Genomic DNA, 24,831 nt, shown 5'->3' with positions numbered 1-24,831 from the left:
CTCATGTTGCGGATCATGGCTCTTGCTGGTGATGGTTATTGGGTGAAAAGAACTCTGTGATCTCCTGATCGCCATGAACGACTTGCACCTGAGTCGGGCGCCCCTGTTCATCAAAGTACACTCGGCCAAAGCCGCTCTTATTAACCAGCCGTTGCTGCTTGGCATGATTGGGGCGGCAACTGCGGATCACCATGCGTTTGCGCCGAGTGAACCAGTTTAATGGCGATGCGTAGCCGTAGAGCCAGCGATTAATGCGATCAAACCAAGGTAGCAATTTTTCTGGAAACTGGTTTTTAAAACCGCTGGCCGTAATTTGGTGAATTTGCGGGCCACCATGGCGAAAGCGAATATGGATATCGTAAGCGAAAGAGTAGTGGACATCGCCAGATAAAATCACAAATTGTTCCGGAGTTCGTCGATGACGGAAGATACTCAGCAAGGTATTCGCGGCGCCGGGATGGGCCATCCAGTTTTCAGCATCCACCAATAACGAGCCACCGATCATGGTGACGGCTTTTTGGATCGTCTCGATTAATTTCACCCCAAACATAGGGGCTGGAGAGACGATGATCACTTGGTCATGACCTAAGATGTTGTGTTGAAATTGACTTAAGGCTTCCCAATCCATTAAGCCTGAGGGCTTGGCGAGATTCGACTCCCGATGCCAGCGTTGCGTCCGGGTATCTAGCACCACCACTTTAGGCTGGGTTTCTAACTCATAGCCCCATGATGAATAACTTAACAGTCGACTAATGACTTGAGCTTGTTGTTGGCTATCCACATAGGCGGTTTCTGCCTGATAATCGACTCGGTTAAGCCAGTCGCTCACAAAGCTCAGCTCATGGCAAAAACGCTCGGGGCGATTGCCTAAACATTGAAACAAGCTATAGCCAATTAAGGCATTTCCAATGATTTGTCGTGAAAATTCATGACCATAAGCCGCTTGCTCCCACTTTGCCGTGAGATTCCAGTCGTCGGTAATATCATGATCATCAAAGATCATATACACAGGAACGTGGGCTAGCAGCCTTCTGACCTTACTGAGGCCAGCTTTAAACATTAACAGCTCTTGCCATTGTTGCTGCCAGCGCAGCTGATTCACGGCCGACAAGCCTGGTAGTTGCTTAGGGATATCGAGCCATTGCCACAACTCTGGCGACCACACCAATAAATACAAGGCCATGATTTCACTAACACTGACTAAATGATTTTCGGCCAGCGATGAGGTGAAAATGGGGTGATTGCGATACCAACGACCCAGTGGAGTGGCGGCAGGGTAGTCGGTGGTGGGCAATAAGTTTTTGTGACGCAAATACAAGGCGCTGGCGTCATAGTTGATGGCTTGGCTATTGGGGATCGCAGCGCCACTGAAATGTTCCTGCGGTAGGCCTAATAAGCGGATGACCTGAGCGATCGCCATCAGCATCGGCCCTGCAATATCATCGATATAGACTTGATCGCCACTCATTAACAACAGATCGGGGCGTTGCTCTTGAACGCTATGAGCTAAGGTATGATCGGCGGCGACCAAGGCATCGTCACTGTGATGATGGGCTTGGCGGCAAGAGCCGTGTAATACCTGTTCGATGCGAGGGCGTAAATAGACCGACGGCGATGGCTGCTGGGAATAATTGAGTTCATCGATGTCGGCAAACACATCGCCCCATTGGCTGTCGATTAACTGGTAACTAATGGTAGTGCTCAAGGGGAGTGGCGTCGGGCTTTGCCAATGCAGCACATATTGCCAAGCATGCTTGCCTAAGCGAACACAATGACAGGCATCTTGTGCTAACGGATAGGTGCGCGCGAGCACAGTGAGTGACAATTGAGTTAAGGGTTGAGAGGTGACTAACCACAGGGTCAATTGCTGGCTATCACAATGCCTTAACATGGGGCCGGCAATGACTAAAGGCAGGGACTGTGTCGGCAAATCGTGATCCAGCTTGTTATCTGAGAGTTTGCTAAGGGTAAACAAGTGCACCGAATTTGAAAAGTTCTTAAACTAGTGAATTAACGATAATAATAATTAATTTGCGATGTTATCCACTCCGTTGACGACTAAAACTTGCCCACCAATTGCACCGAATAAACGCTGGCATCGCTTGACGACCCATGATCTAATTTTGGTGTTGCGTCTGGGCGCGCTCTTGCTGCAATTGGGCTTAAGTTGGCTCGCAGCCGACACCTTTGGCTTGCAGGTTCAAGGGGAATACTTGGGGCTATTATTTAGCCTCGAATTGTTATTTTTATGCCTGACCGTTGCCAAACGCCGTTGGATCCAAGCCGCCGATAGTCGGCTGTTTGCCTGCTTACTGGTGGATACTTTGCTGCTGGCTATGTGGTTAGATGTCACGGGGGGCGCTACCAATGCCTTTGTGTCGTTGTTATTGTTACCCATTGCGCTGGCCGCGGTCATTTTACCGCATTGGGCGGCTTGGTCCTTAGCCTTGGTCTCGACCTTGGCTTATAGCGCCATGATTTTAACCATGCCCAGTTGTGACATGGTTGAGCACAATATGGACTCTCATTTTCTTGGGATGTGGTTTAATTTTGTGATTTCGGCGTTAGTGCTGACCACCAGTGTGGCCTTATTGGCTAAACGCATGCGTCAAAAAGAGGCCGAATTAGCTTACTTGCGCGAGCACCAATTACGGCAAGAGCAATTGTTGGCGCTCGGCACGGCCTCGGCGCAAATGGCGCATCAGTTGGCCACGCCGTTGGCAAGTTTGCGGTTATTGTGGGAAGAAATGGCTGAAGAAATGCCAGAGCGTGATTCATTGACAGAATTTGATGGCGCCCTCGCGCGTTGTGAGCTCAGCCTGCAACAGTTACGTTCAGCCACCGAAGACATCCGCGATAAACGCCAGCAAACCATCAAGATGAGTGAGTTACTGCCGGATCTTGAACACAAGCTGTCGTTATTGATGCCCACGATTCAACTGCACTATCAGTTTGCAGATGACCTCCCTGATCGACATATTCTGTCTGACAGCAGTTTATTGCCGGCGCTGATGGCCTTGATTGATAATGGTGCTAGCGCCAGTCGAGAGGCTGGGCACGGCGCGTGTGTGACCCTGAGTTGGCAGCAAGACGCTCACTTTGTACGACTGACGATTCGTGACTATGGTGCCGGTCTAGACAGCAGTCGCGTAGGCGTTCTTGGTTATCAATTGATCGATTCCGCCAAAGGGTTAGGCATGGCATTAGTGCTAAGCCATAGCAGTTTAGAGCGCTTAGGTGGTCGCTTACTGTTACGATCGCTCGGCGCAGAAGGGACGATTGCCGAGGTATGGTTGCCCATCGCCTTAACTCACTCTGCGGCGGATAACCTCGGGGGAGAAGATGCATAAGCTGTTGATTATCGAAGACGATATTCCCTTAGCAAATGTGCTACAGCGTCGATTATCTGGCCAAGGGTTTGAGTGCCATCATGTCGATTGCTGTGAACTCGCCTTGTCTGAAGCACGGTTATGGCAGCCGAGTCATATTTTATTAGACATGAAAATTGGTCGTGGCTGCGGCTTAGATCTGATCCCACTATTGCGTACCAGCTTGCCTAAGGTTCACCTAGTGTTGTTAACCGGCTATGCCAGCATTGCTACTGCGGTGGAGGCTATTCGCCAAGGGGCGGATAACTATTTGGCCAAGCCTGTGGATACCGCCACCTTAGTCAATGCCTTGCTTCCTGGGGGGGTAAGTGCGATCGCGCTTCCTGCCGAAAATGCATTATCTCCTAAACGCGTCGAGTGGGAGCATATTCAACAAGTCTTAACCAGCAATCAAGGCAATGTCTCTGCCACCGCGCGTCAGCTGGGAATGCATCGTCGTACCCTGCAGCGAAAACTCTTAAAAAAGCCCATACTTTCATAAAAAAATCGGCGGATTTTTTTTACTCTGAGGCTGACTGAACTAGAGTAAAAGTAAGGCAAGTTTTGATCGTGATATCAGCAGTCTCTATTTGCCATCGTTAGGTCGGTCAGGGAGAAGACGATGATATTACGCAAGGGATTAGCATTACTGATGGCCTTTAGCATGTGCGCAGTGGCGATCGCTGGCCAAGCTGAAATTGACGCCCGATCTGCCGCCATGGGCGGGGTTGGGGTTGCCAGTAGCCACAAAGCGGCGTCAGTCTTTTACAATCCCGCCTTGCTGGCCAAGCCCGATCTTCGCGATGACGATGTGGATTTACTCCTCCCAGCATTATCGGCCAGCTACTCGGATCGCCACGATCTTCAAGCCAGCTTCGATCGCGTTCAAGATAATTACCAAGGACTCAACCAGGCCATAGATAATGGGGATATGGGCCAAATCGATGCCTATAGGCAACGCTTGATCATTACCCTCGATGAATTATCTGGCGATAGCGCTTATGCCAACGTGGCTGTCGGCGCCGCCATCGCATTCCCGACACATCCCTTTCCTACGGCATTGTTTTATCAAACCTATGTTGAAGGCATGGGCGTTGCCGACGTGACCCAAAGCGATATCGATGCCTTGAGCTCATTGGATCCCGATAACCCGCCAGAGTCGCGAACCTTGACGTCTTCAGGCACGGCAGTGGCGGGGGCGGTCTCGGAATTTGGTGTGGCACTAAGCTACCCGCTCTCGATCGTGAATATGCCAGTGACTATCGGCATCAGTCCTAAAATTCAGCGCTTAGACAGTTTTAATTATGTCGCTAATGTCACCAGTTTTGATCGCGATGACATTCGTGAGGATAGATATCGCAGTAATAACACGCAATTTAATCTAGATGCGGGGATTACTATCATGCCGACACGGGAGCTGACCATAGGCTTGAGTGGCCGCGATTTGGTTCAGCATAAGCTCGATAGCCTTGTGATAGACGATCGCCAATTTAGTTTTACTAGCGAAGCTAAGTTTACGCTCGGCGTTGCTTGGGATTGGCGGCAGTGGATGCTGAGCTCGGATATCGATCTTAATAAACGCACTCCCTTTGACGGCATGGGTTCTAGTCAATATTGGCGAGTTGGCGGGGCTGTGCAAGCGACCGATTGGTTATCGTTACGCGTTGGTTATCGCTATGATATCGAGGCTAATCATGATGATATCTACACCTTAGGTTCGGGCATGACGTTTGGTCGAATTTTCAGTATCGATGTAGCGGGGATGTTTGGTACTGGCGATAGTTTGGGCGCGGCAGTGCAAACCCGTTATCAATTTTAATCACAGCGGATGAAAAATTTTCAGCCACCAAGGCGGGTGTCGGCATCAAAAACATAGGGGCGCATGCGCCCCTTGTCGATATAAAGCGTTAGCTGCGCTTTATTCCATGTCTTCCCACTCTATACCCATATCATCCATGATGCGCTTGGCATCGGCCGGAATGCTGTCAGGCTTGTCTTTAGACAGGTCTTCATCATTCGGCAATGGTTGGCCAGTGTAGGCATGCAGAAATGCTTCACACAATAACTCACTGTTCGTTGCGTGACGCAGATTATTGACTTGTCTGCGAGTGCGCTCATCCGTCAATACTTTCAGCACTTTTAAAGGAATGGATACTGTGATTTTTTTCACTTGTTCATTCTTTTTGCCATGCTCGGCATAAGGGCTGATATAGTCGCCATTCCATTCGGTCATTGATTCACCTGTGATATCAAGAATTCGGAGCAGATTTTAACCCCTTACAATCTCTAGTCAAATTATTGCTGTGTTTTCGGGATCAATGCAAATAGATTTCTTTATGTTTGGATGTCTATGCTGCTAAACGTCTATTGACCCTGATCAATTTCTGAGCTAACTTAGACGTCCAGACATCTATTAGTGGCATTAAAGGAGTTGAATATGGCCAACAGACATACCGCAACCGCGGCCGTGCGCCAAGGTATTGAAAGCGACACTCAGCATGGTGCCGTGGTGCCTCCTATTTATCTGTCGACGAATTATTCCTTTACTGACCACAAGAGCCCGCGCGCGTTTGATTATAGCCGCTCTGGCAACCCCACCCGTTGTTTGTTATCCCAAGCGCTGAATGAATTAGAGCAAGGGGCTGGGGCGGTGGTGACGGCCACAGGCATGGCGGCAATTACGTTGGCGACCAGTCTATTAACTCGCGAGCAATTGTTGGTGATCCCTCATGATTGTTATGGCGGCAGCTATCGGTTATTTACCCATTTGGCTGCTAAAGGGCATTTTCAGCTTAAGGTCATAGATCAAACCGATCCTCAAGCCATTGCTGAGGCCATTGCACTTGAACCGGCGATGTTCTGGATTGAAACGCCATCGAATCCATTATTACGGGTGGTCGACATCAGCGCCATTGCCACGGCGCTCAAAGGGTCAAATACCTTGCTGGTGGTCGATAACACCTTTTTATCGCCCGCCCTGCAGCAACCGCTATTATTGGGCGCCGATATTGTGGTGCATTCCACCACTAAGTACATCAATGGTCACAGCGATGTCGTTGGCGGCGCCGTGATTGCAGCCACCGCTGAGCTAGCAGAGCAACTCGATTGGTGGTCTAACACCTTGGGATTAACCGCGGGCGCGTTTGATAGCTACCTCACTTTACGCGGATTACGTACCTTGAGTGTGCGCATGCGCCAACACCAAGAAAATTGCCAAGCCGTGTTAGCGTTACTGCAACAAAGCCCAGTGGTTACTCAGATCCATTATCCAGGGTTAAGCAGTCATCCAGGGCATATCATTGCCGCGCGACAGCAGCGGGGGTTTGGGGCTATGCTGAGTTTTGAATTGGCCGGCGGTGAACAAGCGTTGACGCGCTTTTTAAATCAACTTAAGTTTTTCTCATTGGCCGAGAGTTTAGGTGGCGTTGAAAGCTTGGTGGCGATCCCGGCGAGCATGACCCATAGAGCCATGGATCCTAAGGCGCGAGCGTTGGCTGGTATCAGCGATAATTTGATCCGTTTATCTGTGGGCATTGAAGATCCGCGTGATCTGGTGGCGGATCTTGCACAGGCCTTACTTGCCGCAGCGGGTTCTAAGGAGTAATTGATGGTACGTCGACACTTACATAAATTTGGTGGATCGAGTTTGGCGGATGCAGATTGCTATCGCCGCGTGGCCCATATTTTACTGACCCATGGCCAGAGCAACGATCTGGTCGTCGTGTCGGCGGCCGGAAAAACCACCAATAAACTATATCAACTATTGGATCTCAGTCAGCAAGGAGCCTTGTGGCAAGAAGCCTTGGCGGACTTGATCCAATATCAGCAGCATATGATCGAACAACTGTTGACCAGTGATAACGCTCGAGAACTGCGTGAGCGTTTAGCCCTGGATAAGGCACAGATCGCTAGCTTATTGCAATTAGATCAGATTTCACACTATCAAATCAGTTACTTGGTTAGCTTTGGTGAGCGTTGGTCGGCGCGCTTAATGGCGGCATTACTGCGCGGATCTAGCGTTGATGCAAGCCACGTGGATGCGACTCAGATCTTGATCGCCGATGAAGGCGTCGTGCCGCAAATTCGCATGAATGAATCGCGCCAATTAGTGCAAAAGCTGTTGGCTGAGTCGAGTGATCGCCGCTTGGTCGTGACAGGATTTATTTGCAGTAATCCCCAAGGGGAAACGTTATTGCTTGGCCGTAATGGCTCGGATTTCAGTGCCACCTTGATAGCGGCCTTAGCTGGGATTAATCGAGTGACAATTTGGACGGATGTGGAAGGGGTATTTAATGCCGATCCCAATAAGATCAGTGATGCGCAGCTACTCTCGAGCATGACCTTAGCTGAGGCCGATCGCTTAGCCCGTTTAGGATCGCCGGTATTGCATGAACGCACCTTGCAGCCTCTATTTGATACCAATGTCAGTTTAGCGGTGCGATCAAGCTATGCCTCCCACACCGACTTTACCCTGATTTCACCAGTCACAGATAGAGCCAGTGCGCCAGTCGTGACTAGCCTTAATCAGATTTGCGTCCTCAGTTGTCAGCTCGAGACCGAGGCTGATGAACTCTTAAGCTTGTTGCCTCAGCATGGAGTGCAAGTGTTGGCGCATTGGTGCCAAGAGAAGCAATTGAGCTTGGCTTGTACATTAGAGAGTCGCCAGCAGATCCATAAATTATTACAGGCCAATGCCGAGCAGTGTGGTTTATCGAATATTAATAGCCGGCTTGACCACGGTTTAGTGGCCTTGGTTAGCGCCGATGCCGCGCTGTATCGCCGCGCGTTTGCACGCTTATTAAATCGCAGTGCGTTTGCCCTTTATCAAGACGAATTGAGCTTGGTAACTTTAGTGCCTTGTCAGCAAGTCAATAGCTTAACCCAAAAGGTGCATCGTCGCTGCGCAGGGCCACGCAAGCGCATTGGCGTGATCTTGCTCGGCACCGGCAATATCGGCAGTGCTTGGCTAACCTTGTTTGCTAAGGCCCGAGCTCACTTATGCAAAGAGTTGCAAATTAGTGTTGATTTGGTCGGGGTCGTCAGTTCGAGAAGCGCCTATATCAATGGCGAGGGCATCGATGCCATCAGCTCGATTGACGCTTTAGACACCGATGGTAAACCTTGGCAGTATGCGGATCTGTTTAGCCAGCTTAATGCCTTAGCATGTGATGAGCTGGTGGCGCTCGATATTAGTGCCAGTGCCAGCTTAACCTTGCACTATCCGGCCTTTTTTGCTCAAGGCATTCATATGGTTAGCGCCAATAAGTTAGCTGGTTCTAGCCCGCTGCCTTTTTATCGTCAGTTAAAACAACAGCTCAATGTTCGACGTTTATTCTGGCGTTACAACGCCAGTTGTGGGGCTGGCTTACCGGTACAACATGCCTTAAACGATCTCCACAATTCAGGGGATCGGGTGGAAGCGGTGGGCGGAATATTTTCAGGCACCTTGTGCTGGCTGTTTGAAAAATTTACTGGCGAGCAAAGCTTTTCGCAGCTGGTGAATGAAGCCAAAGGTCTTGGGATCACCGAGCCCGATCCTCGCGACGATCTCTCCGGTCGAGATATGCAGCGCAAGCTGTTGATCTTAGCCCGTGAGATCGGCTTGCCATTAGCGCTTGACGATATTGAGCTTAACTCGTTAGTGCCAGTACATTTGCAAGATGTTTCGTTGGATGAGTTTCTTAGTCGCTTGAGTGAGCTGGATGCGCCGATGGCGGCAGCGCTCGATCGGGCGCAGGCTAATGGTGAAGTGATCCGATATGTGGCGAGCTTGGAGCTTGTTGACGGGCAGTATCGCGCGCAAGTGGGGCTGGAATCGGTGGCAGCGGATCATCCCTATGCGAACTTAACCGCTGGCGATAATGTGTTTGTGATCCGATCGGCCTTTTATCAAGCCAACCCGCTGATCATTCGAGGGCCCGGTGCCGGTCGTGATGTCACCGCGGCTGCAGTACAGTCCGATCTCGCCCAAATCTGTCACGATCTGTTGCACGAGTAACTCGTAACATCAGTCAGCGGTTAACTAAACCAATGCCTTTGGCGCGGTTAACCGCTCGTAAATTTGCCAGAGTGTTGCTGGATTCTGGTTCGTAAGCTCAAGGCGCGACTTGTCATTTAAGCCAAGCTGGCGTGGGCCTGCGCCTCCTACGCGCCAAGGGACTGTTGACGCGCCACTCACTCGACTGATTGACCAAGATAGATGCCGTAGCCAAAGCCAGTTAATGTTTGCACATCATAGTGTGGGACTTGGCTGTGTGGCCCAATGGCTTGCGCGCCACTCAGCAAGCGGGTGAGTTCAAGTGGTGCGGCCACCTCAGGACTGAGGTTGAAAATGCACAACAATTGTTGCTTCGCCGAGCGGCGCCAAAAGCCAAGCAAGGGCGCAGGCAAGTCGATAAAGGAAATATCACCTTCGAGCAACGCGGCTTGCTGTTTACGCCACTGAAAGAAAGCCTGACAGCGTCTTAGCACCGAGTGTGGATCTTGTTGCTGAATATCCACCGCATTGGCCAAATGAATGTCACAGCTCGGTAACCAAGGGGCAGCCTCGGAAAATCCGCCATGAGCAACATGATGTTGCCATGGCATTGGGGTGCGGCAGCCATCGCGGCCCTTAAAGTTTGGCCAAAAGCTAATGCCATAAGGATCTTGCAACTGTTCGAAGGGGATCTCTGCTTCTGTCAGTCCTAATTCTTCCCCTTGATAAAGGCAAACGCTACCGCGAATACAGCCTAGGAGCGCATTGAGCATACTCGCTTGGGAGGCGCTCGGTTGCTGTTGTTGCCAACGGCTGGCGACTCGGGTGACATCATGATTGCTAAAGGCCCAGCATGGCCAACCGTTACCGATTTTTTGTTCTAAATTTTCAATGGTTTGGCGAATATATTCTGGGCTGTAATCTGGGGTGAGCAATTCAAAGCTGTATCCCATGTGCAGGCGTCCGGCTTCGGTGTATTCGGCCATGGTTGCCAGTGAGTCTTCTGAGGAAATTTCACCGAGAGCGCTGGTGCCGGGGTAGCGATCCATTAATGCCCGTAGCTGCTCGATAAACTCGAGATTCTCCGGTTGAGTGTTGTTATACCAATGGTACTGAAAAGCATAAGGATTATCGACGCTAAAGCCGCGACCTTGGCGCTCGGCAGCCGGCTTGGCGGGATTATCCCTCAGGGCACTATCATGGAAGCAGAAGTTAATGGCATCGAGGCGTAAGCCATCGACACCCCGCTTCAGCCAGAACTCGACATTATCGAGCACAGCTTGACGCACTTCGGGGTGGTGAAAATTTAGATCGGGCTGACTCGTGAGAAAATTATGCAAGTAATATTGGCCACGTCGTGGTTCCCATTGCCAAGCGCCACCCCCGAAAATGGATAGCCAATTGTTGGGAGGGGTTCCATCGGGTTTGGCATCGGCCCATACATACCAATTGGCCTTAGCATTGGTGGTATCATTGCGGCTTTCTAAAAACCAAGCATGTTGATCTGAGGTATGGCTGAGTACCTGATCTATCATGATCTTTAAGCCAAGTTGGTGCGCTTTGCTGAGGAGCTCATCAAAGTCAGAGAGATTGCCAAATAAAGGATCGACATCGCGATAGTCGCTGATGTCATAGCCAAAGTCAGCCATGGGCGATTTGAAAAAAGGCGAGATCCAGATGGCATCGACGCCGATAGAGGCCACGTAGTCGAGCTTATTAATGATCCCTCTCAGATCGCCAACCCCATCATGGTTACTGTCGGCAAAGCTTCTTGGATATATTTGGTAGATGACAGCACCACGCCACCACTCCTTATTATTCATCTCTAATCCTCTGGCGACTTATCCGTCTTAGCAATCGTTGATGCACCCCATTAGTCTGTCACTGGGGTGATCTATGCTCTGTTAATAACACCACGGTAATGGTCACCATTACTGGCGTCAATTTACATACGTATGCATAAATTAAGATGCCACAAACTAGAAATAACTTATTGTTATTTAACTTATTTATTTTTAAGGTTACTGGCTGTCGCACTAGCGCAGGGCAGCTCATGTTAGCTATTGGTGCAGCTCGGTATATTTAGTGTGGCCGTCAATGTTGGCAATTATGCCCAGATGCCTTGGATTACCCCTTGAATTGTTTTTAGTTATTTCTCATTAAAAGCAATGCGTTAGCTTGCTTTTAATGACGACTCTCGCCCCTATTCCCCCTTGAGATTGCACTCGCCAATGGCCAAGGATAGGCCGATGAATACGTATGCAATAATTTGTGCTCAATGTTGCACAATGGTAACAAAGTAATGTTTGCTTGGTTGGCCATTGATTGGCGTGTTTGTTGTGGTAGGTACTTCCAAACAAGCGATGACAGAAAATAATGACAATAACATCTGGAGGGGAGCACATGTCACCATTTAAACCCAGTTTAATCATGATGGCGCTGGGAGTAGCAGGTATGAGCTACAACTTAGCGGCAGCAGAGCAACAAACATCGCCGGCAGCGGATGAGAATATCGAAATCATTGAAGTCAGCGGTATTCGTGGCAGCATGCGGGCCACCCAAGCCGTGAAAATGTCATCCAATGAAATCGTTGAGTCGATAAACGCCGAAGAGATTGGCAAATTACCCGATCTTAGTATTGCGGAGTCATTGGCCCGTTTACCTGGGTTAGCGGCGCAACGTCTTGATGGTCGAGCTAATGTGGTGTCGATTCGTGGACTTGCCCCAGATTTTACCACCGCCACCCTTAATGGTCGTGAACAGGTGACTGTGGGTGATAACCGTGGGGTTGAATTTGATCAATATCCCTCGGAGTTGATTAACTCTGTGGTGGTGTATAAAACGCCCAATGCCGCGTTACTGGCTCAAGCTATCGGCGGCACAGTTGATATGCGCACCGTGAAACCCTTATCTTTTAGCGATCGTATCTTCGCGGTAAATGCCCGCGGTGAATACAATGATTTAGGCAAATTGAATCCGGATGGTGAAGACAAGGGCTATCGCGCCAGTTTTTCCTATATCGATCAATTTATGGATGACACCGTCGGTGTGGCCATTGGTTATGCCAAGTTGTTTTCTCCAAACCAAGAAGAGCGTTGGCAAGCGTGGGGGTACCCAGAGCTAGATTACAACCCTGACAACCCATTGGTGCTGGGTGGGGCCAAGCCGTTTGTCCGTTCTAGCCTCTTAGAGCGCGATGGCGTGATGGTGGTGATTGAGTATCAACCCAATGACAAATTTAGCGCTACCTTAGATGCTTACTACACCAAGTTTAGTGATGAGCAGCTGTTGCGCGGTATCGAAATTCCCGGTCAATGGGGCGCTGGCTGGGCCAATGATGGCGTGGTGTCTCAGCAAGAAAGCAATGGCTTAGTTACCGAAGGTATTTTTACCAACTCGAAGGTATTGGTTCGCAACGACGTCAATCGCCGTGATGCCGACACCTATGCGTTAGGTTGGAACGGCAATTATGTGGTGAACGATGATTGGAGTGTGGATCTCGATCTGTCCTACTCGCAAGCGGATCGTACCGACTTTGGTTTAGAGACTTATTCTGGTACCAGTCGTGGCAATGGTTGTATTCCCGGCGGCTGTGAGGATCTGCGCTTTGAAATGCAAGGTGATCGCGGCGCCATGTTTTACCCTTCGATCAACTATGCGGATCCAGCCTTAGTGAAGCTCGGCGGGCCATTCAGTTGGGGCAACAATGTGACCGTACCTGGTAATGCTCAAGACGGCTTTATTAATACTCCAAGCATTAAAGATGAGCTGTCAGCGGTGAGGATGAGTGCTGAACGTCTGTTGGCGCAAGGACCAATTAATGCGGTGGAGTTTGGGGTTAATTACAGTAATCGTAAGAAGTCTAAGGCGGACGAAGGCTATTTCTTAACCCTGAAAGATTACCCTAATACGTTAGCTGTACCTAGCGAGTTCTTGCTTAATCCGACCTCGTTAGATTTTATCGGTATGGGTAATATGCTCACCTATGACGCTGAGGGTTTGTATAACAGTGGCATTTACCAGTTAACTTCAGAGGGTGAAACGGTTGCGAGCCGAGCCACCAATACTTGGAGTGTGGAGGAAGATGTCACCACCGGCTACGTGATGGCCTCCGTGGACACCGAACTGGCCGATAAGCCGTTATTGGGTAATTTCGGGGTGCAAGTGGTGCACACCAAGCAACATTCCACCGGGAAAGCCGTGACCCAAGACGCCAATGGCTTAGTGTCGCTGCAAGATAATGAGGGTGGCACGACGTATACCGAGTGGTTGCCAAGTGTCAATTTATCCTGGCATGTGATCGATAATCAGCAGTTGAGATTTGCTGCCGCCCGTTCGCTATCGCGGGCACGCATGGACAAGATGAATGCCAGCTTGACCTTTAATTTCGATCCTTCCTTGGCGGGCAGCACTGACATTAACAATTCCCCTTGGAGCGGCGGTGGCGGCAATCCAGAGCTTAAGCCTTGGATGGCATGGCAGTACGATTTGGGCTATGAGATTTACCTCGATGAAGGTTACTTGGCCTTTGGTGCTTTCTACAAAGATCTAGAAAACTATGTCTTCGATGAGTCTGTGACCTATGACTTCGGTGGATTTTTAGTGCCAGATCCTCAGCCGTCACTGCAACAAGGTTTGTACACTACCCCACAAAATGGCCGTGGCGGCTATATCCGTGGCTTGGAGTTTTCGGCGCATTTAACCGGAGCCATGTTGGCAGATAGCTTGTCAGGTTTCGGTATCATTTTAAGCGGTGCTTATAACGATAGCGAAGTGCAAGAGGGGCCGGATTCTGATCCGATAGACCTTCCAGGCTTATCTAAAAAAGTAGGGAATGCCACCTTTTATTACGAAGATTATGGTTTCCAAGCGCGGATAAGTGCCAGATATCGTAGTGATTTCCTAGGTGAAGTGACAGGGCGTTCACTGGAGCGTACTTCGGTGTACGTGAAAGCTGAAACCTTAGTGGATGCGCAATTAGGCTATGACTTAACTGAATTTGGGGTTGATGGATTTTCGGTGTTACTGCAGGTCAATAACCTGACGGACGAGCCGTTTGTTACCTATCAAAATGGCGATAGCCGCCAAATCCGAGATTACCAACAATACGGTCGCAACTATATGTTGGGTGTGAACTATACCTTTTAAGCATCACGAATAGCGGTGATTAAGGAGTCAACTGATGCGTAAACTGGTGATCGTGGGTGGTGGCAGTAGCGGCTGGATGGCGGCGGCCATGCTCAGTAAAACGTTAGGTGCCAGGGTACAAATCAGTCTGATTGAATCTGCTGCCATAGGCACCGTTGGGGTCGGCGAAGCGTCGATCCCACCGCTGACCTTGTTCAATCAAGCCTTAGGGCTTGATGAGCGAGCTTTTATGGCGGCAACTCATGCCAGTATTAAATTAGGGATTGTATTTGACGGCTGGGGGCAACGCGGTGAGCAGTATATGCACGCTTTTGGTGAACTGGGACGCCCATTAGGTTTGATGGGCTTTCAGCATGTTTGGTTAAGGCAGCAAGAGCCCTGTAGCCGTTTTTGGGATTTTTCAGTCAATGCTTTGGCTGCAAAAAATAATCGATATGGCAGCCAAGTGCCCAATCAAACCAGCACTAATGGCCTCAGTCATGCCTATCATTTTGATGCCAATCGTTACGCGAAAGTGCTTAAGCAATTCAGTCTTCGTCATGGGGTCAATGCCATTTCTGCCATGGTGACGAGTTGGCAGTTATGTCCCGACAGTGGCGATATTGTCAGCCTTGACTTAGATAATGGTGACACAGTTACTGCGGATTTTTTTATTGATTGTTCCGGCTTCCAAAGTTTACTCCTTGGCAAAGCCATGGGAGTCGATTTTATCGATTGGAGCGAATATTTACCGTGCGACAGCGCCTGGGCCGTGCCCTGTGAACGCGGGGCAAGTATACCGCCATACACACGATCGATTGCTCATGAAGGAGGATGGCAATGGCAAATTCCTCTGCAACACCGTACCGGCAACGGTATGGTGTATTCGAGCCGGTTTTGGCGTGATGAACAAGCCTTGCAATGCTTATTAGCGCATTTGCCCGGTAAGCCCTTGGCCGAGCCGAAACTCCTGAAATTCACCACTGGGCGCCGCCAAGAGCAATGGCGCGGTAATTGTCTTGCCTTGGGGCTTGCCAGTGGTTTTTTAGAACCTTTGGAGTCGACCAGTATTCATTTGGTGCAATCGGGGATCTTGCGGTTTATTAAGCTCTTTCCTCAAGGGCGCGCCCCTGAATTAAGGGCTGAATATAATCGCCAGTCGGCGCTCGAGTTTGCCCAGATCCGCGACTTTTTAATTTTGCATTATCACCTCAACCGGCGCGATGAACCCCTATGGCGCTATTGCCAAACCATGGCCATTCCCACCGAATTGCAACGTCGGATCGCTTTATTTGGCGCCCAAGGCTATGTGGGGCGCCAACAAGATGAGTTATTTGCAGAGCCCGCATGGCTACAAGTCATGTTAGGTCAAGGTTTGCGTCCGCAACATTGGCATCCAATGGCCGATGAGATAGACGCGACCGATCTGAAGCAGTATTTGCAAGATCTGCGCTCGATCACGGCCTCGAGTGTCAGTGGTTTAGCGACCCACGACCAATTTTTACAGGATTATTGCCCAAGCCAAGGGTTGTCGTGATCTGCGGCCTAGTGGCTTGTCAACGCGGCCAGCCCAGTTTTTATAATAATAAGAGGTTTACATGAAGTACGCTTGGATGTTCGCTATCGGTATCGGTTTAGCGCTAACCGGTTACACCCAGGTGCGAGCCACCGAATCCCACCACTCTAATGACCGGCAGCACTCGCCGGCAAGAGTGGTGATCTACCAGATTTTTACCCGAGTATTCGCCAATCAAAATACCCATAATCAGCCATGGGGAACCTTGGCTCAAAATGGCAGCGGCAAATTTAATGACATAAATGATGCTGCGTTGGCATCCATGGTCGATCTGGGCGTGACCCATGTATGGTATACCGGAGTATTGCATCATGCATCGGTCAGCGCTTACCGCGAGGTGGGGATTGAGACTGATGATCCGGATGTGGTGAAAGGGCGAGCCGGATCCCCTTATGCCGTGCGCGATTATTTCAATGTTGATCCCGATCTGGCGGTCGATCCTCGTCAGCGTTTAGCCGAGTTTAGCCGTTTGGTTAAGCGCAGCCAGCGCCACGGACTCAAAGTGATCATTGATTTGGTTCCCAATCATGTGGCGCGTAATTATCGCGCCATCACTAAGCCTGAGGGCGTGCGTGATTTAGGGGCCGATGACGATACCAGTCAAGCGTATGCCAGAGATAATAACTTTTACTATATTGCGCGCACTCCCTTTGCCGTGCCGCAATGGCGCGATGGCTATCAAGTATTGGCCGGTGAAAACCATGCCGACGCGGATGGTCAGTTTGTTGAAATGCCCGCAAAATGGACCGGCAATGGCAGCCGAGAGCCGCAGCCGGATATGAATGACTGGTATGAAACCGTCAAGCTTAATTATGGCGTTCGTCCCGATGGTCATCATGATTTTGCAACCTTGCCAGCCAACTTACGCCATGGGACTTGGCAGCAACACTATGATTTTTGGCAAGATAAACAAGTACCTAATACCTGGATTAAGTTCAGACAAATTGCCGAGTATTGGTTGGCGTTCGGTGTCGATGGTTTCCGATTCGATGTGGCTGAATTAGTGCCGGTAGAGTTTTGGAGCTATCTCAATAGCGCGATTAAACACCAGCAGCCCGAGGCCTTTTTATTAGCCGAGGTTTATCAACCGCAACGGTTCCGAGATTATCTCGATTTCGGTCAGATGGACGCCTTATATAACAAGGTCGATTTATATGACGCGTTAAAGGCAGTGATCCGTGGTGAAGCCGCGGTGGACAGCGTATTAACGGCCATCGATAGCAATCAAGATATCGAGGCGAGTATGCTGAATTTTCTTGAGAATCATGATGAGCAGCGCATCGCTCACCCCGACTTTAGTGGCGATCCGTTTAAAGCGTTACCGGCCATGACACTCGCCGCGACCATCGGCCGCGGCCCGGTCATGGTGTATTTTGCTCAAGAGTTGGGGGAGGCGGCACTGGCGGATGCTGGATACGGTAAGGCCAGCCGCACCACCATTTTCGATTACTGGGGACTGGCATCAATGCAAGGGTGGATCAATGGTGGCCGCTTTGATAGCGGCGGCTTATCCAAGTCGCAACGGCAATTGCGCCAAGCGTACCGAACCTTATTAACGGCCAGCCAGCATCCTGCATTGCAGGGACAATATCAAGACTTACACCGACTGAATCGTGATTTGCCAGGGTATGACCCCCAAGTGTTTAGCTATGCTCGCTGGCAAGATGATCAACGCGCATTGGTGCTGTTGAATTTCTCGGCCGAGCCTAAGACTGTGACGGTACAGTTACCATCCTCCTTGGTGAAACAATGGCACTTGCGCCGCGATGTATATGAGTTACGGGACTTACTCAGCACCGCTAAAAGTACCCTAGCGTTTAATGGTCATCAGGCCGAGCTCACCCTGACATTAGCGCCTTATGGTCGCCATATTTGGCTACTATCCTCCGCCGAGCAAGGGAGCCATTGATGCGGATCTTATGGATAAGTCTCTTGCTGAGCGGCTTGCTGCTTGCAGCACTGAGCAAAGCTCATGCCGATACCGCACTGTTGGCCAGTGAGCGTTTCGAGTGGCAGCTTAGCCAGCACCAATTACGACTGACGACCTCCCATGGGGCGGTGGTGATTAGCGCATACGGCGAAGGCGTCATCATGGTGGATTATGCCAATGGCGATGAGATTGAGCTACCAAGATATGCCCTAGATGAAAACCGTCACGCTAGGCTTGGCGTCGTCACTCAGTTGGCGGATGGGCTGCGTTATTGCGCCCCGCAAATTTGCGTACAGGTACAGCGTCACCCCTTGCAGTTGCGCTTTTTTGAGGCCGAGCAATTCGAGCCAATATCGAGCACGCCCTTGTTAGCCGAAGAGCGCGGTTTTGTGCTCAACGGTGGCAAGCGCGGATTCAGGTTTCACTTAGATAAAGATGAAAAACTCATGGGAGGCGGTCAGCGAGTACTGGGCATGGATCGGCGTGGTCATAAGTTGGCTTTATATAACCGCGCGGCCTATGGCTATGGCGAGCATGCCGAGCAAATGTACTACAGTTTGCCTGCCGTGATGTCCTCTAAACGCTATGCCTTATTGATTGATAACAGTGCCGATGGCAGCTTAGATCTTGGTCATACCGAGCCTGATATTTTAGCATTTACTGCCGAGGCTGGCCGCACGTCTTATTTGGTGGCTGCGGGTCATGACTATCCAACATTAATAGAAAATATGACTTATGCCATCGGTCGCCAACCCTTACCGCCGCGCTGGGCTCTGGGTAATTTTGCCTCGCGTTTTGGCTATCGCACTCAAGCCGAAGTCAGCCAAACGGTGGCCACCTTTGCTCAACAAGACTTTCCACTCGATGCGTTAGTGTTGGATCTCTTTTGGTTTGGCGCCAACATCAAAGGGCATATGGGCAAGCTGGCTTGGGATAAACAAGCGTTCCCTCATCCCGAGCGGATGATCGCTGATTTGGCAACGGCGGGGGTCAATACAGTGTTGATCACTGAGCCTTTTGTGTTGACTCACACTGAGCGTTGGCAAGAGGCTAAAGCTAAGTTGGCGTTAACTCTACACGCCAACGCTGAGGTGGCCACGTTTGATTTTTACTTTGGCCATACCTCATTAATCGATGTATTTTCTCGGGCAGGGCAGCAATGGTTTGCCGATATTTATCAGCAACTCATGCTGCAAGGCGTTGCCGGTTGGTGGGGCGATTTAGGTGAGCCAGAAGTTCACCCCTCTCACCTTTATCATCGCTTAGATACGCCAACCGATGAGCCGGGCCGCAGTCGCCTAGTGCCCGCCGATACCCTTCACAATGTTTATGGTCACCAATGGGCATCGATGTTAGCGACCAAGTTGCAGCAATGGCAACCCCAACAGCGGCCGCTGATCATGATGCGATCGGGATATATTGGCAGCCAGCGTTACGGCATGATCCCGTGGACCGGCGATGTCGAACGCAGTTGGAGTGGACTGCGACCGCAAGTGGAGTTAAGTCTGCAAATGGGGGTGTTCGGCTTGGGCTACACTCATTCCGATTTGGGAGGCTTTGCGGGTGGCGAGCAGTTTGATCCTGAGCTTTACAGTCGCTGGTTACAATATGGGGTATTTCAGCCGGTATATCGCCCTCATGCCCAAGATCATATCGCCCCAGAGCCGGTGTTTCACAGTGAGCAAGTACAAAATCGTTTGCGACCTTTCGTTAAACTTAGGTACCAATTACTCCCGTACATTTATACCTTGGCCTACCAGAATAGCCGTTATGGCTGGCCGTTAATGCGACCGCTGATGTTCCTCGATCCCAGCCAGTTTGATAACAAGGACTCTTATTTGTTCGGTGATGCCATGTTGGTTACGCCAGTGGTGAATCCCGAGGTTAAGCAAGTTGCCGTGGCGCTGCCTAAGGGCGTTTGGTTTGACTATTTTACCGGGGCCCGCTTTATCGGCGGTCAAACCATAGCGCAAGCCGTGAGTTTAGAGACGTTACCAGTGTTAGTGCGTGCCGGCAGTTTTATTCCTTGGTTAGATAATCCTAAGAAACCATCAGGGCAGCTAGTGTCGAGTCAGGACTACCAGACGCACACTTTGAATGTCGATTATTACTTTGATCTAGAAATCAGCGCGAGTCAGGGAGAAATGTTTGATGACGATGGCAGCGATCCCCATAGCCTAGCCAATGGTCAGTATGAGTTGTTGCGCTTTGAATCTCATTTGGTTAAGGACAAGCTAACAATCAAACTCAGCTCGCAAGGACAAGCGCGTTGGCCTGGTGGCAGGCAGATTAACCTCAATGTGCGGCATCTGACTGCCAAACCGAGTCAGATCACTGTGAATGGCGAGCCGCAAGCGCTGTCATGGCAACCAGGGCGACTGACAGTCCCCGTGACGTTGGTGGGTCAACACGCCAGTGCGCAACTCGTGGTGACATTAGGGCGTTAATGGCAACCGATGAATACGTATGCAGATGATTGTGATGCTGACAATATGTTAGTTACCATGCGTTAACGACATGATTACAACGTGCTGAGGCATCACTTGGCATGATCCGCCATACAATAACAATAGAGGATCTGGCATGGTCAACGAAAAACCCAATCTAAGCTTCTGGCAAATATGGAATATGTGTTTTGGATTCTTAGGTATTCAATTCGGTTTCGCGCTGCAAAATGCCAATATCAGTCGCATATTTCAGACCCTAGGCGCGGACATAGATACGATCCCATTACTGTGGATAGCGGGTCCTGTCACCGGTCTATTAGTACAGCCTATTGTGGGACATTTGAGCGACAACACCTGGAATCGTTTTGGCCGGCGGCGGCCATATTTTTTGGTGGGTGCCATTTTCACCTCATTATCCTTAATTGCGTTACCTCACTCGAGTGTCTTGTGGATGGCGGCGGGTATGCTGTGGATCCTCGACGCTTCCATCAATATTTCCATGGAACCATTTCGGGCTTTTGTGGGCGATAACCTGCCCAAAAAGCAGCAAGCTAAAGGCTATGCGATGCAAAGCTTTTTTATCGGCACGGGCGCAGTGGTGGCATCGATGTTGCCTTGGATATTGAGTCAGCTGGGAGTGAGCAATGACGCGCCGGCGGGGACGATCCCAGACACAGTGCGTTATGCTTTTTATTGCGGAGCCTTGGTGTTATTCATTGCAGTGGGGTGGACAGTGTATCGCAGCCGTGAATACAGCCCCGAGCAATTGGCACGCTTTGCCAGCCACTCCGAGGCCCCAGTCGACACTCAAGCGGTGCCAAGTCAAGCCGATTGGCAAGCGTCAGCATGGCGTTACTTCGTGCCAGCCGTGGTCGCCAGTGGCCTTATTTGGTGGTTCTCGTGGGATAAGCAGTTGTATATTTTGACCTTTGCTTTGGCCGCCTTTGGCTTGGCTCAATACTGGATGGCATGGCGTCAGCGCCAACACAAGGTCGCCGTGGGCTTCGATACTGTGATGAATGACTTATTTGCGATGCCAAAGGTCATGCGCCAGTTAGCTTGGGTGCAGTTTTTTTCTTGGTTCGCCTTATTTGCCATGTGGATTTATACCACGTCCGCGGTAACGTCACATCACTTTGGTACCGACGATACTAGCTCGGCATTATTTAATCGTGGCGCTAATTGGGTCGGGGTATTATTTGCTGCTTACAATGGCTTTGCCGCCATTGCCGCCATCGTGATCCCATTGATGGTGAAGTTGTGGGGGCTGAAATTGGCCCATAGCATTAACTTGTTGTTGGGCGCGCTGGGGCTCGCTTCATTTTTGTGGTTCGATGATCCCCACTGGTTATTGCTGTCCATGCTCGGGGTGGGATTTGCTTGGGCATCACTGCTGTCATTGCCATATGCCATGCTTGCAGGCTGCTTACCCGCCGCCAAAATGGGCGTTTATATGGGCATCTTTAATTTCTTTATCGTGATCCCTCAATTGCTTGCGGCCAGTGTGCTCGGCTTGTTGCTTCGCCACGGCTTTGATAACCAACCTTTATATTCGATGGTGATTGGTGCGATATCATTTGTGATTGCTAGCCTGATGGTCGTGCGAGTGCGCCTCAATGGCGACAGTCAACATCGCGTCAGCACCCAGTCAACCGGAGGCGTGCATGGCTAAAGGATTTGGCTTGGCGGCGCTGCTGGTGTGCGGTCAAACGTTGGCGCAAGCCCATGATGGCGCCGATCTGGTGGGAACGACCCACCCCTTTGCCAGTAAGGCAGTGTATTTTGTGGTGACAGACCGTTTTGTTGATGGCGATACTAGCAATAATTACCCGCAAGACTCAGGTTATCGCCTGCCGATCACCATCAACGGCCAGCAGGCGAATGTTGGCTTTATGGGGGGCGATTTTAAAGGCTTGCTCCAATACGCCGATTACATTGCCGAGATGGGCTTTGGTGCCATCTGGCTGACTCCCATAGTGCAAAACCCCGCTCAAGCTTTTAGTGGCGGTGACGAGATCAAAGCCGAAGGTTTCGCCATGGATCGCCATAAAGCCGGTTATCACGGCTATTGGGGCACTAACTTTTATCGACTCGATAAGCATTTACCCTCGCCAGATCTCGATTTTAAGCAACTCAATCAAGCCTTAAACGCTAAAGGTTTGGAGACCATAGTCGATGTGGTGATCAATCACGGTTCGCCGGCGTATTCGATGACTTCAGCCCAAGCGCAATCGAGTCAGTTTGGTAAACTGTATGACAGTGATGGCCTGCTGGTGGCCGATCATGGCAATTTGGCGCCAGAGCAGCTACAACGCCAGGAGCCGCTACAATCATGGTTTAATTCCGATCGGGATTTGGCTCAATTAGCCGATATGAATACTGGTGATCCGCGGGTAATGGATTATTTTGTTGGTGCCTACTTACACTGGTTAGAGCAGGGCGCCAGTGCCATGCGCATCGATACCGTCAAACATGTGCCCAGCAAAGACTGGGGGGAATTCAGTCGTCGTATTCGCGATCATTATCCAGATCTATTTATGTTCGGTGAGGTCTATTCATTTGATGCCAACGAGATAGGTCAGTATACCCGGGTGGAAAATGGTGGCATGAGTGTGCTCGATTTCCCTTTAAAGGCCGCACTGAATCAAGTTTTTGCAGAAGGTGCTGCGTATCGCACGTTATTACCTGCCCTGTATTTGGCACCGTCCGATAATCCTTATCACAACCCATACGAATTACTCACCTTTTACGACAATCATGATATGCCACGAATGCAGGCGACTGATGCAGGTTTTATTGATGCTCATCATTGGTTGTTTACCGCCAGAGGGATTCCGGTGATCTACTATGGCTCCGAAATGGGCTTTGAGCGTGGCAAAGCTGAGCATCAAGGTAATCGTAACTATTTTGGTGCCGCGGGCATCGACGTGGCGCGCGATCATGTTATCCGCGCGGCATTAATTAAGATTGCCAATTTAAGAAAACAATTAGTGAGCTTGCAACGTGGTTTGCAAATTAATTTAGATTTTGGGGATGATACCGCCGCATTTTATCGAGTTTATCGCCAAGCGGAACACTCGGAAGTAAGTTTAGTGCTATTGAATAAAGGCGATAAGTCTCAGACCGTTACTTTAACGGACATCCCCGCGGGCGACTGGTATGAACCGCTTAGCGCCCAGCGCCATCCACTGAGCGGGGATGTCACTATCAGTGTTCCTGCCCATGGCGTCAGAGTCTTGGTATTAACCGATGCCGAGATTGACGCATCGATACTGGCGCGATTAGCCCCGCACTCTTAAGTCGGCCGACTGCCACAGCTTTGGCGCACCATCAATTCAGTGGCAATGGTAATGGCAGTAGAGGGGTCGCCTTTGATGCGATTGATAAGGCTATCGACCAAGGCTTCACCCGCCAATTGGGTATTTTGCCTGACAGTTGTTAGCGGCGGCGAGGTAAATCGGGCGAAGGGTAAATCATCAAATCCGACCACGGCGACGTCTTTGCCAGGCGTTAAGCCATGTCGCTGTAAGGCTTGCATCACGCCAATAGCAATAAGGTCGCTGCCGGCGAAGATGGCATTAAAGGGTTGATGATGGCGCATACTCAATAAGCGATTGGCGGCGATAAAGCCGGCTTGCTCTGTGGTGATCGCATCGTGTTGTAACTTAGGGTTGAGGGATAAACCGGCGTTTAATAGGGCTTCGGCATAGCCTTGATATCGGGCAAATAGTTCCGGATAGTGATGTGATGCGCTGCCAATAAATGCAATGTGCTGATGGCCAAGGGCGATGAGGTGATCTGTAGCTTGGCGTCCGCCTTGACGATTGTCACTGCTGACACACAAGCTCCCTGATTGAGCGCCCCAGCGAACATATCGGGTGCCTTGGCTCGCCAATTGTTTTAATTTGGGTTGATAATCGACATCATCGCCATAGCCCAGCAAGATAATGCCATCGGCCTTGTGGCTGTCTTCATAATCGGCATGCCAGTTATTGGACATTTGCTGAAACGACACCAACAAATCGTAGCCTTTGGCAGCGCAAGTGCGGGTAATTGAGCCAAGCATCGACAGAAAAAATGGATTGATCAACGAGTCATCTGAGGTGGGGTCTTCAAATAATAATAACGCTAAGGTGGTGCTTTGCTGGGTGCGCAAACTACTGGCATGCTTATCGACTTTATAATTCAATTCGCGGGCGATTTGCTGCACCTTGGCAATGGTTTCAGGTTTTACCAGCGGGCTATTGCGTAACGCTCGTGATACGGTGGATTGCGATACCCCCGCAAGGTGGGCAATATCGATAGAATTGGCTTTACCTTTTATACTCACGTTAGCTCCCTTGCGCCTGTGATAGGGTCAATTCTGGGCAAGTTATAGTGGGTTGTTACTATATCACCAAGGCAAT

At 50.2% G+C, this 24,831-nt stretch carries 15 protein-coding genes; 11 read left to right on the top strand and 4 right to left on the bottom strand.

The genetic code is table 11. The features are described from left to right. Window positions 1-13: 13 nt before the first annotated feature. Window positions 14-1,891, bottom strand: coding sequence for an alkaline phosphatase D family protein (locus KU855_RS06330; RefSeq protein WP_218529497.1), 1,878 nt, complete (start codon window positions 1,889-1,891; stop codon window positions 14-16). Window positions 1,892-2,123: 232 nt separating this feature from the next. Here KU855_RS06330 and KU855_RS06325 point away from each other — a divergent pair, with 232 nt between their 5' ends. The 3 genes from KU855_RS06325 to traF all read left to right on the top strand — a co-directional run bounded on the left by KU855_RS06325 (window position 2,124) and on the right by traF (window position 5,187). Then, entirely contained in the window at window positions 2,124-3,350 is a 1,227-nt protein-coding gene (locus KU855_RS06325) for an ATP-binding protein (protein WP_256260901.1), read from the top strand. Beyond that, window positions 3,343-3,870: a response regulator transcription factor gene (locus KU855_RS06320; RefSeq protein ID WP_218529462.1), complete on the top strand. Its 528-nt coding sequence runs from the start codon at window positions 3,343-3,345 to the stop codon at window positions 3,868-3,870. Before KU855_RS06325 ends, KU855_RS06320 begins: the two co-directional genes overlap by 8 nt. A gap of 120 nt (window positions 3,871-3,990) precedes the next feature. Continuing rightward, window positions 3,991-5,187, top strand: coding sequence for a conjugal transfer protein TraF (gene traF / locus KU855_RS06315; protein WP_218529461.1), 1,197 nt, complete (start codon window positions 3,991-3,993; stop codon window positions 5,185-5,187). A 99-nt stretch (window positions 5,188-5,286) separates the two neighbouring features. On the opposite strand, the gene metJ is transcribed toward traF, so the two are convergent. Continuing rightward, the gene (gene metJ / locus KU855_RS06310) at window positions 5,287-5,601 is read right to left on the bottom strand and encodes a met regulon transcriptional regulator MetJ (RefSeq protein ID WP_218529460.1); all 315 of its coding nucleotides are present in this window, start codon (window positions 5,599-5,601) and stop codon (window positions 5,287-5,289) included. 204 nt (window positions 5,602-5,805) lie between these two features. On the opposite strand from metJ, the gene metB reads away from it, so the two are divergent. Beyond that, the gene (gene metB / locus KU855_RS06305) at window positions 5,806-6,972 is read left to right on the top strand and encodes a cystathionine gamma-synthase (protein WP_218529459.1); all 1,167 of its coding nucleotides are present in this window, start codon (window positions 5,806-5,808) and stop codon (window positions 6,970-6,972) included. A gap of 3 nt (window positions 6,973-6,975) precedes the next feature. Beyond that, entirely contained in the window at window positions 6,976-9,366 is a 2,391-nt protein-coding gene (locus KU855_RS06300; protein ID WP_218529458.1) for a bifunctional aspartate kinase/homoserine dehydrogenase II, read from the top strand. 176 nt (window positions 9,367-9,542) lie between these two features. On the opposite strand, the gene KU855_RS06295 is transcribed toward KU855_RS06300, so the two are convergent. Continuing rightward, a complete protein-coding gene (locus tag KU855_RS06295) occupies window positions 9,543-11,168 on the bottom strand; it encodes an alpha-amylase family glycosyl hydrolase (RefSeq protein WP_218529456.1) in 1,626 nt (541 codons plus the stop codon). A 580-nt stretch (window positions 11,169-11,748) separates the two neighbouring features. Here KU855_RS06295 and KU855_RS06290 point away from each other — a divergent pair. The 6 genes from KU855_RS06290 to KU855_RS06265 all read left to right on the top strand — a co-directional run bounded on the left by KU855_RS06290 (window position 11,749) and on the right by KU855_RS06265 (window position 23,724). Then, a complete protein-coding gene (locus KU855_RS06290; RefSeq protein WP_218529455.1) occupies window positions 11,749-14,493 on the top strand; it encodes a TonB-dependent receptor in 2,745 nt (914 codons plus the stop codon). Window positions 14,494-14,527: 34 nt separating this feature from the next. After that, window positions 14,528-16,009 carry a tryptophan halogenase family protein gene (locus tag KU855_RS06285; RefSeq protein WP_218529454.1) on the top strand — a complete coding sequence of 494 codons (1,482 nt, stop codon included), beginning with the start codon at window positions 14,528-14,530 and terminating at the stop codon, window positions 16,007-16,009. A gap of 61 nt (window positions 16,010-16,070) precedes the next feature. Then, the gene (locus KU855_RS06280) at window positions 16,071-17,957 is read left to right on the top strand and encodes an alpha-amylase family glycosyl hydrolase (RefSeq protein ID WP_218529453.1); all 1,887 of its coding nucleotides are present in this window, start codon (window positions 16,071-16,073) and stop codon (window positions 17,955-17,957) included. Next, window positions 17,957-20,425, top strand: a complete 2,469-nt coding sequence (locus KU855_RS06275) for a TIM-barrel domain-containing protein (protein WP_218529452.1) — start codon at window positions 17,957-17,959, stop codon at window positions 20,423-20,425. Before KU855_RS06280 ends, KU855_RS06275 begins: the two co-directional genes overlap by 1 nt. A gap of 136 nt (window positions 20,426-20,561) precedes the next feature. Next, window positions 20,562-22,097, top strand: a complete 1,536-nt coding sequence (locus KU855_RS06270) for an MFS transporter (protein ID WP_218529451.1) — start codon at window positions 20,562-20,564, stop codon at window positions 22,095-22,097. Further along, entirely contained in the window at window positions 22,090-23,724 is a 1,635-nt protein-coding gene (locus KU855_RS06265; protein ID WP_218529450.1) for an alpha-amylase family glycosyl hydrolase, read from the top strand. The genes KU855_RS06270 and KU855_RS06265 overlap by 8 nt, the downstream gene beginning before the upstream one ends. Here KU855_RS06265 and KU855_RS06260 read toward each other — a convergent pair. Beyond that, window positions 23,721-24,749 (bottom strand): LacI family DNA-binding transcriptional regulator, encoded by a 1,029-nt coding sequence (locus tag KU855_RS06260; protein WP_218529496.1) that lies wholly within the window; start codon window positions 24,747-24,749, stop codon window positions 23,721-23,723. The genes KU855_RS06265 and KU855_RS06260 overlap by 4 nt on opposite strands. Window positions 24,750-24,831: the final 82 nt, after the last annotated feature.

The organism is Shewanella sp. NIFS-20-20, assembly GCF_019209865.1.
In the GTDB taxonomy this organism is placed as follows: domain Bacteria; phylum Pseudomonadota; class Gammaproteobacteria; order Enterobacterales; family Shewanellaceae; genus Shewanella.
The sequence above is the reverse complement of the archived record's forward strand: the minus strand, read 5'-3'. Positions and strand labels throughout refer to the sequence as shown.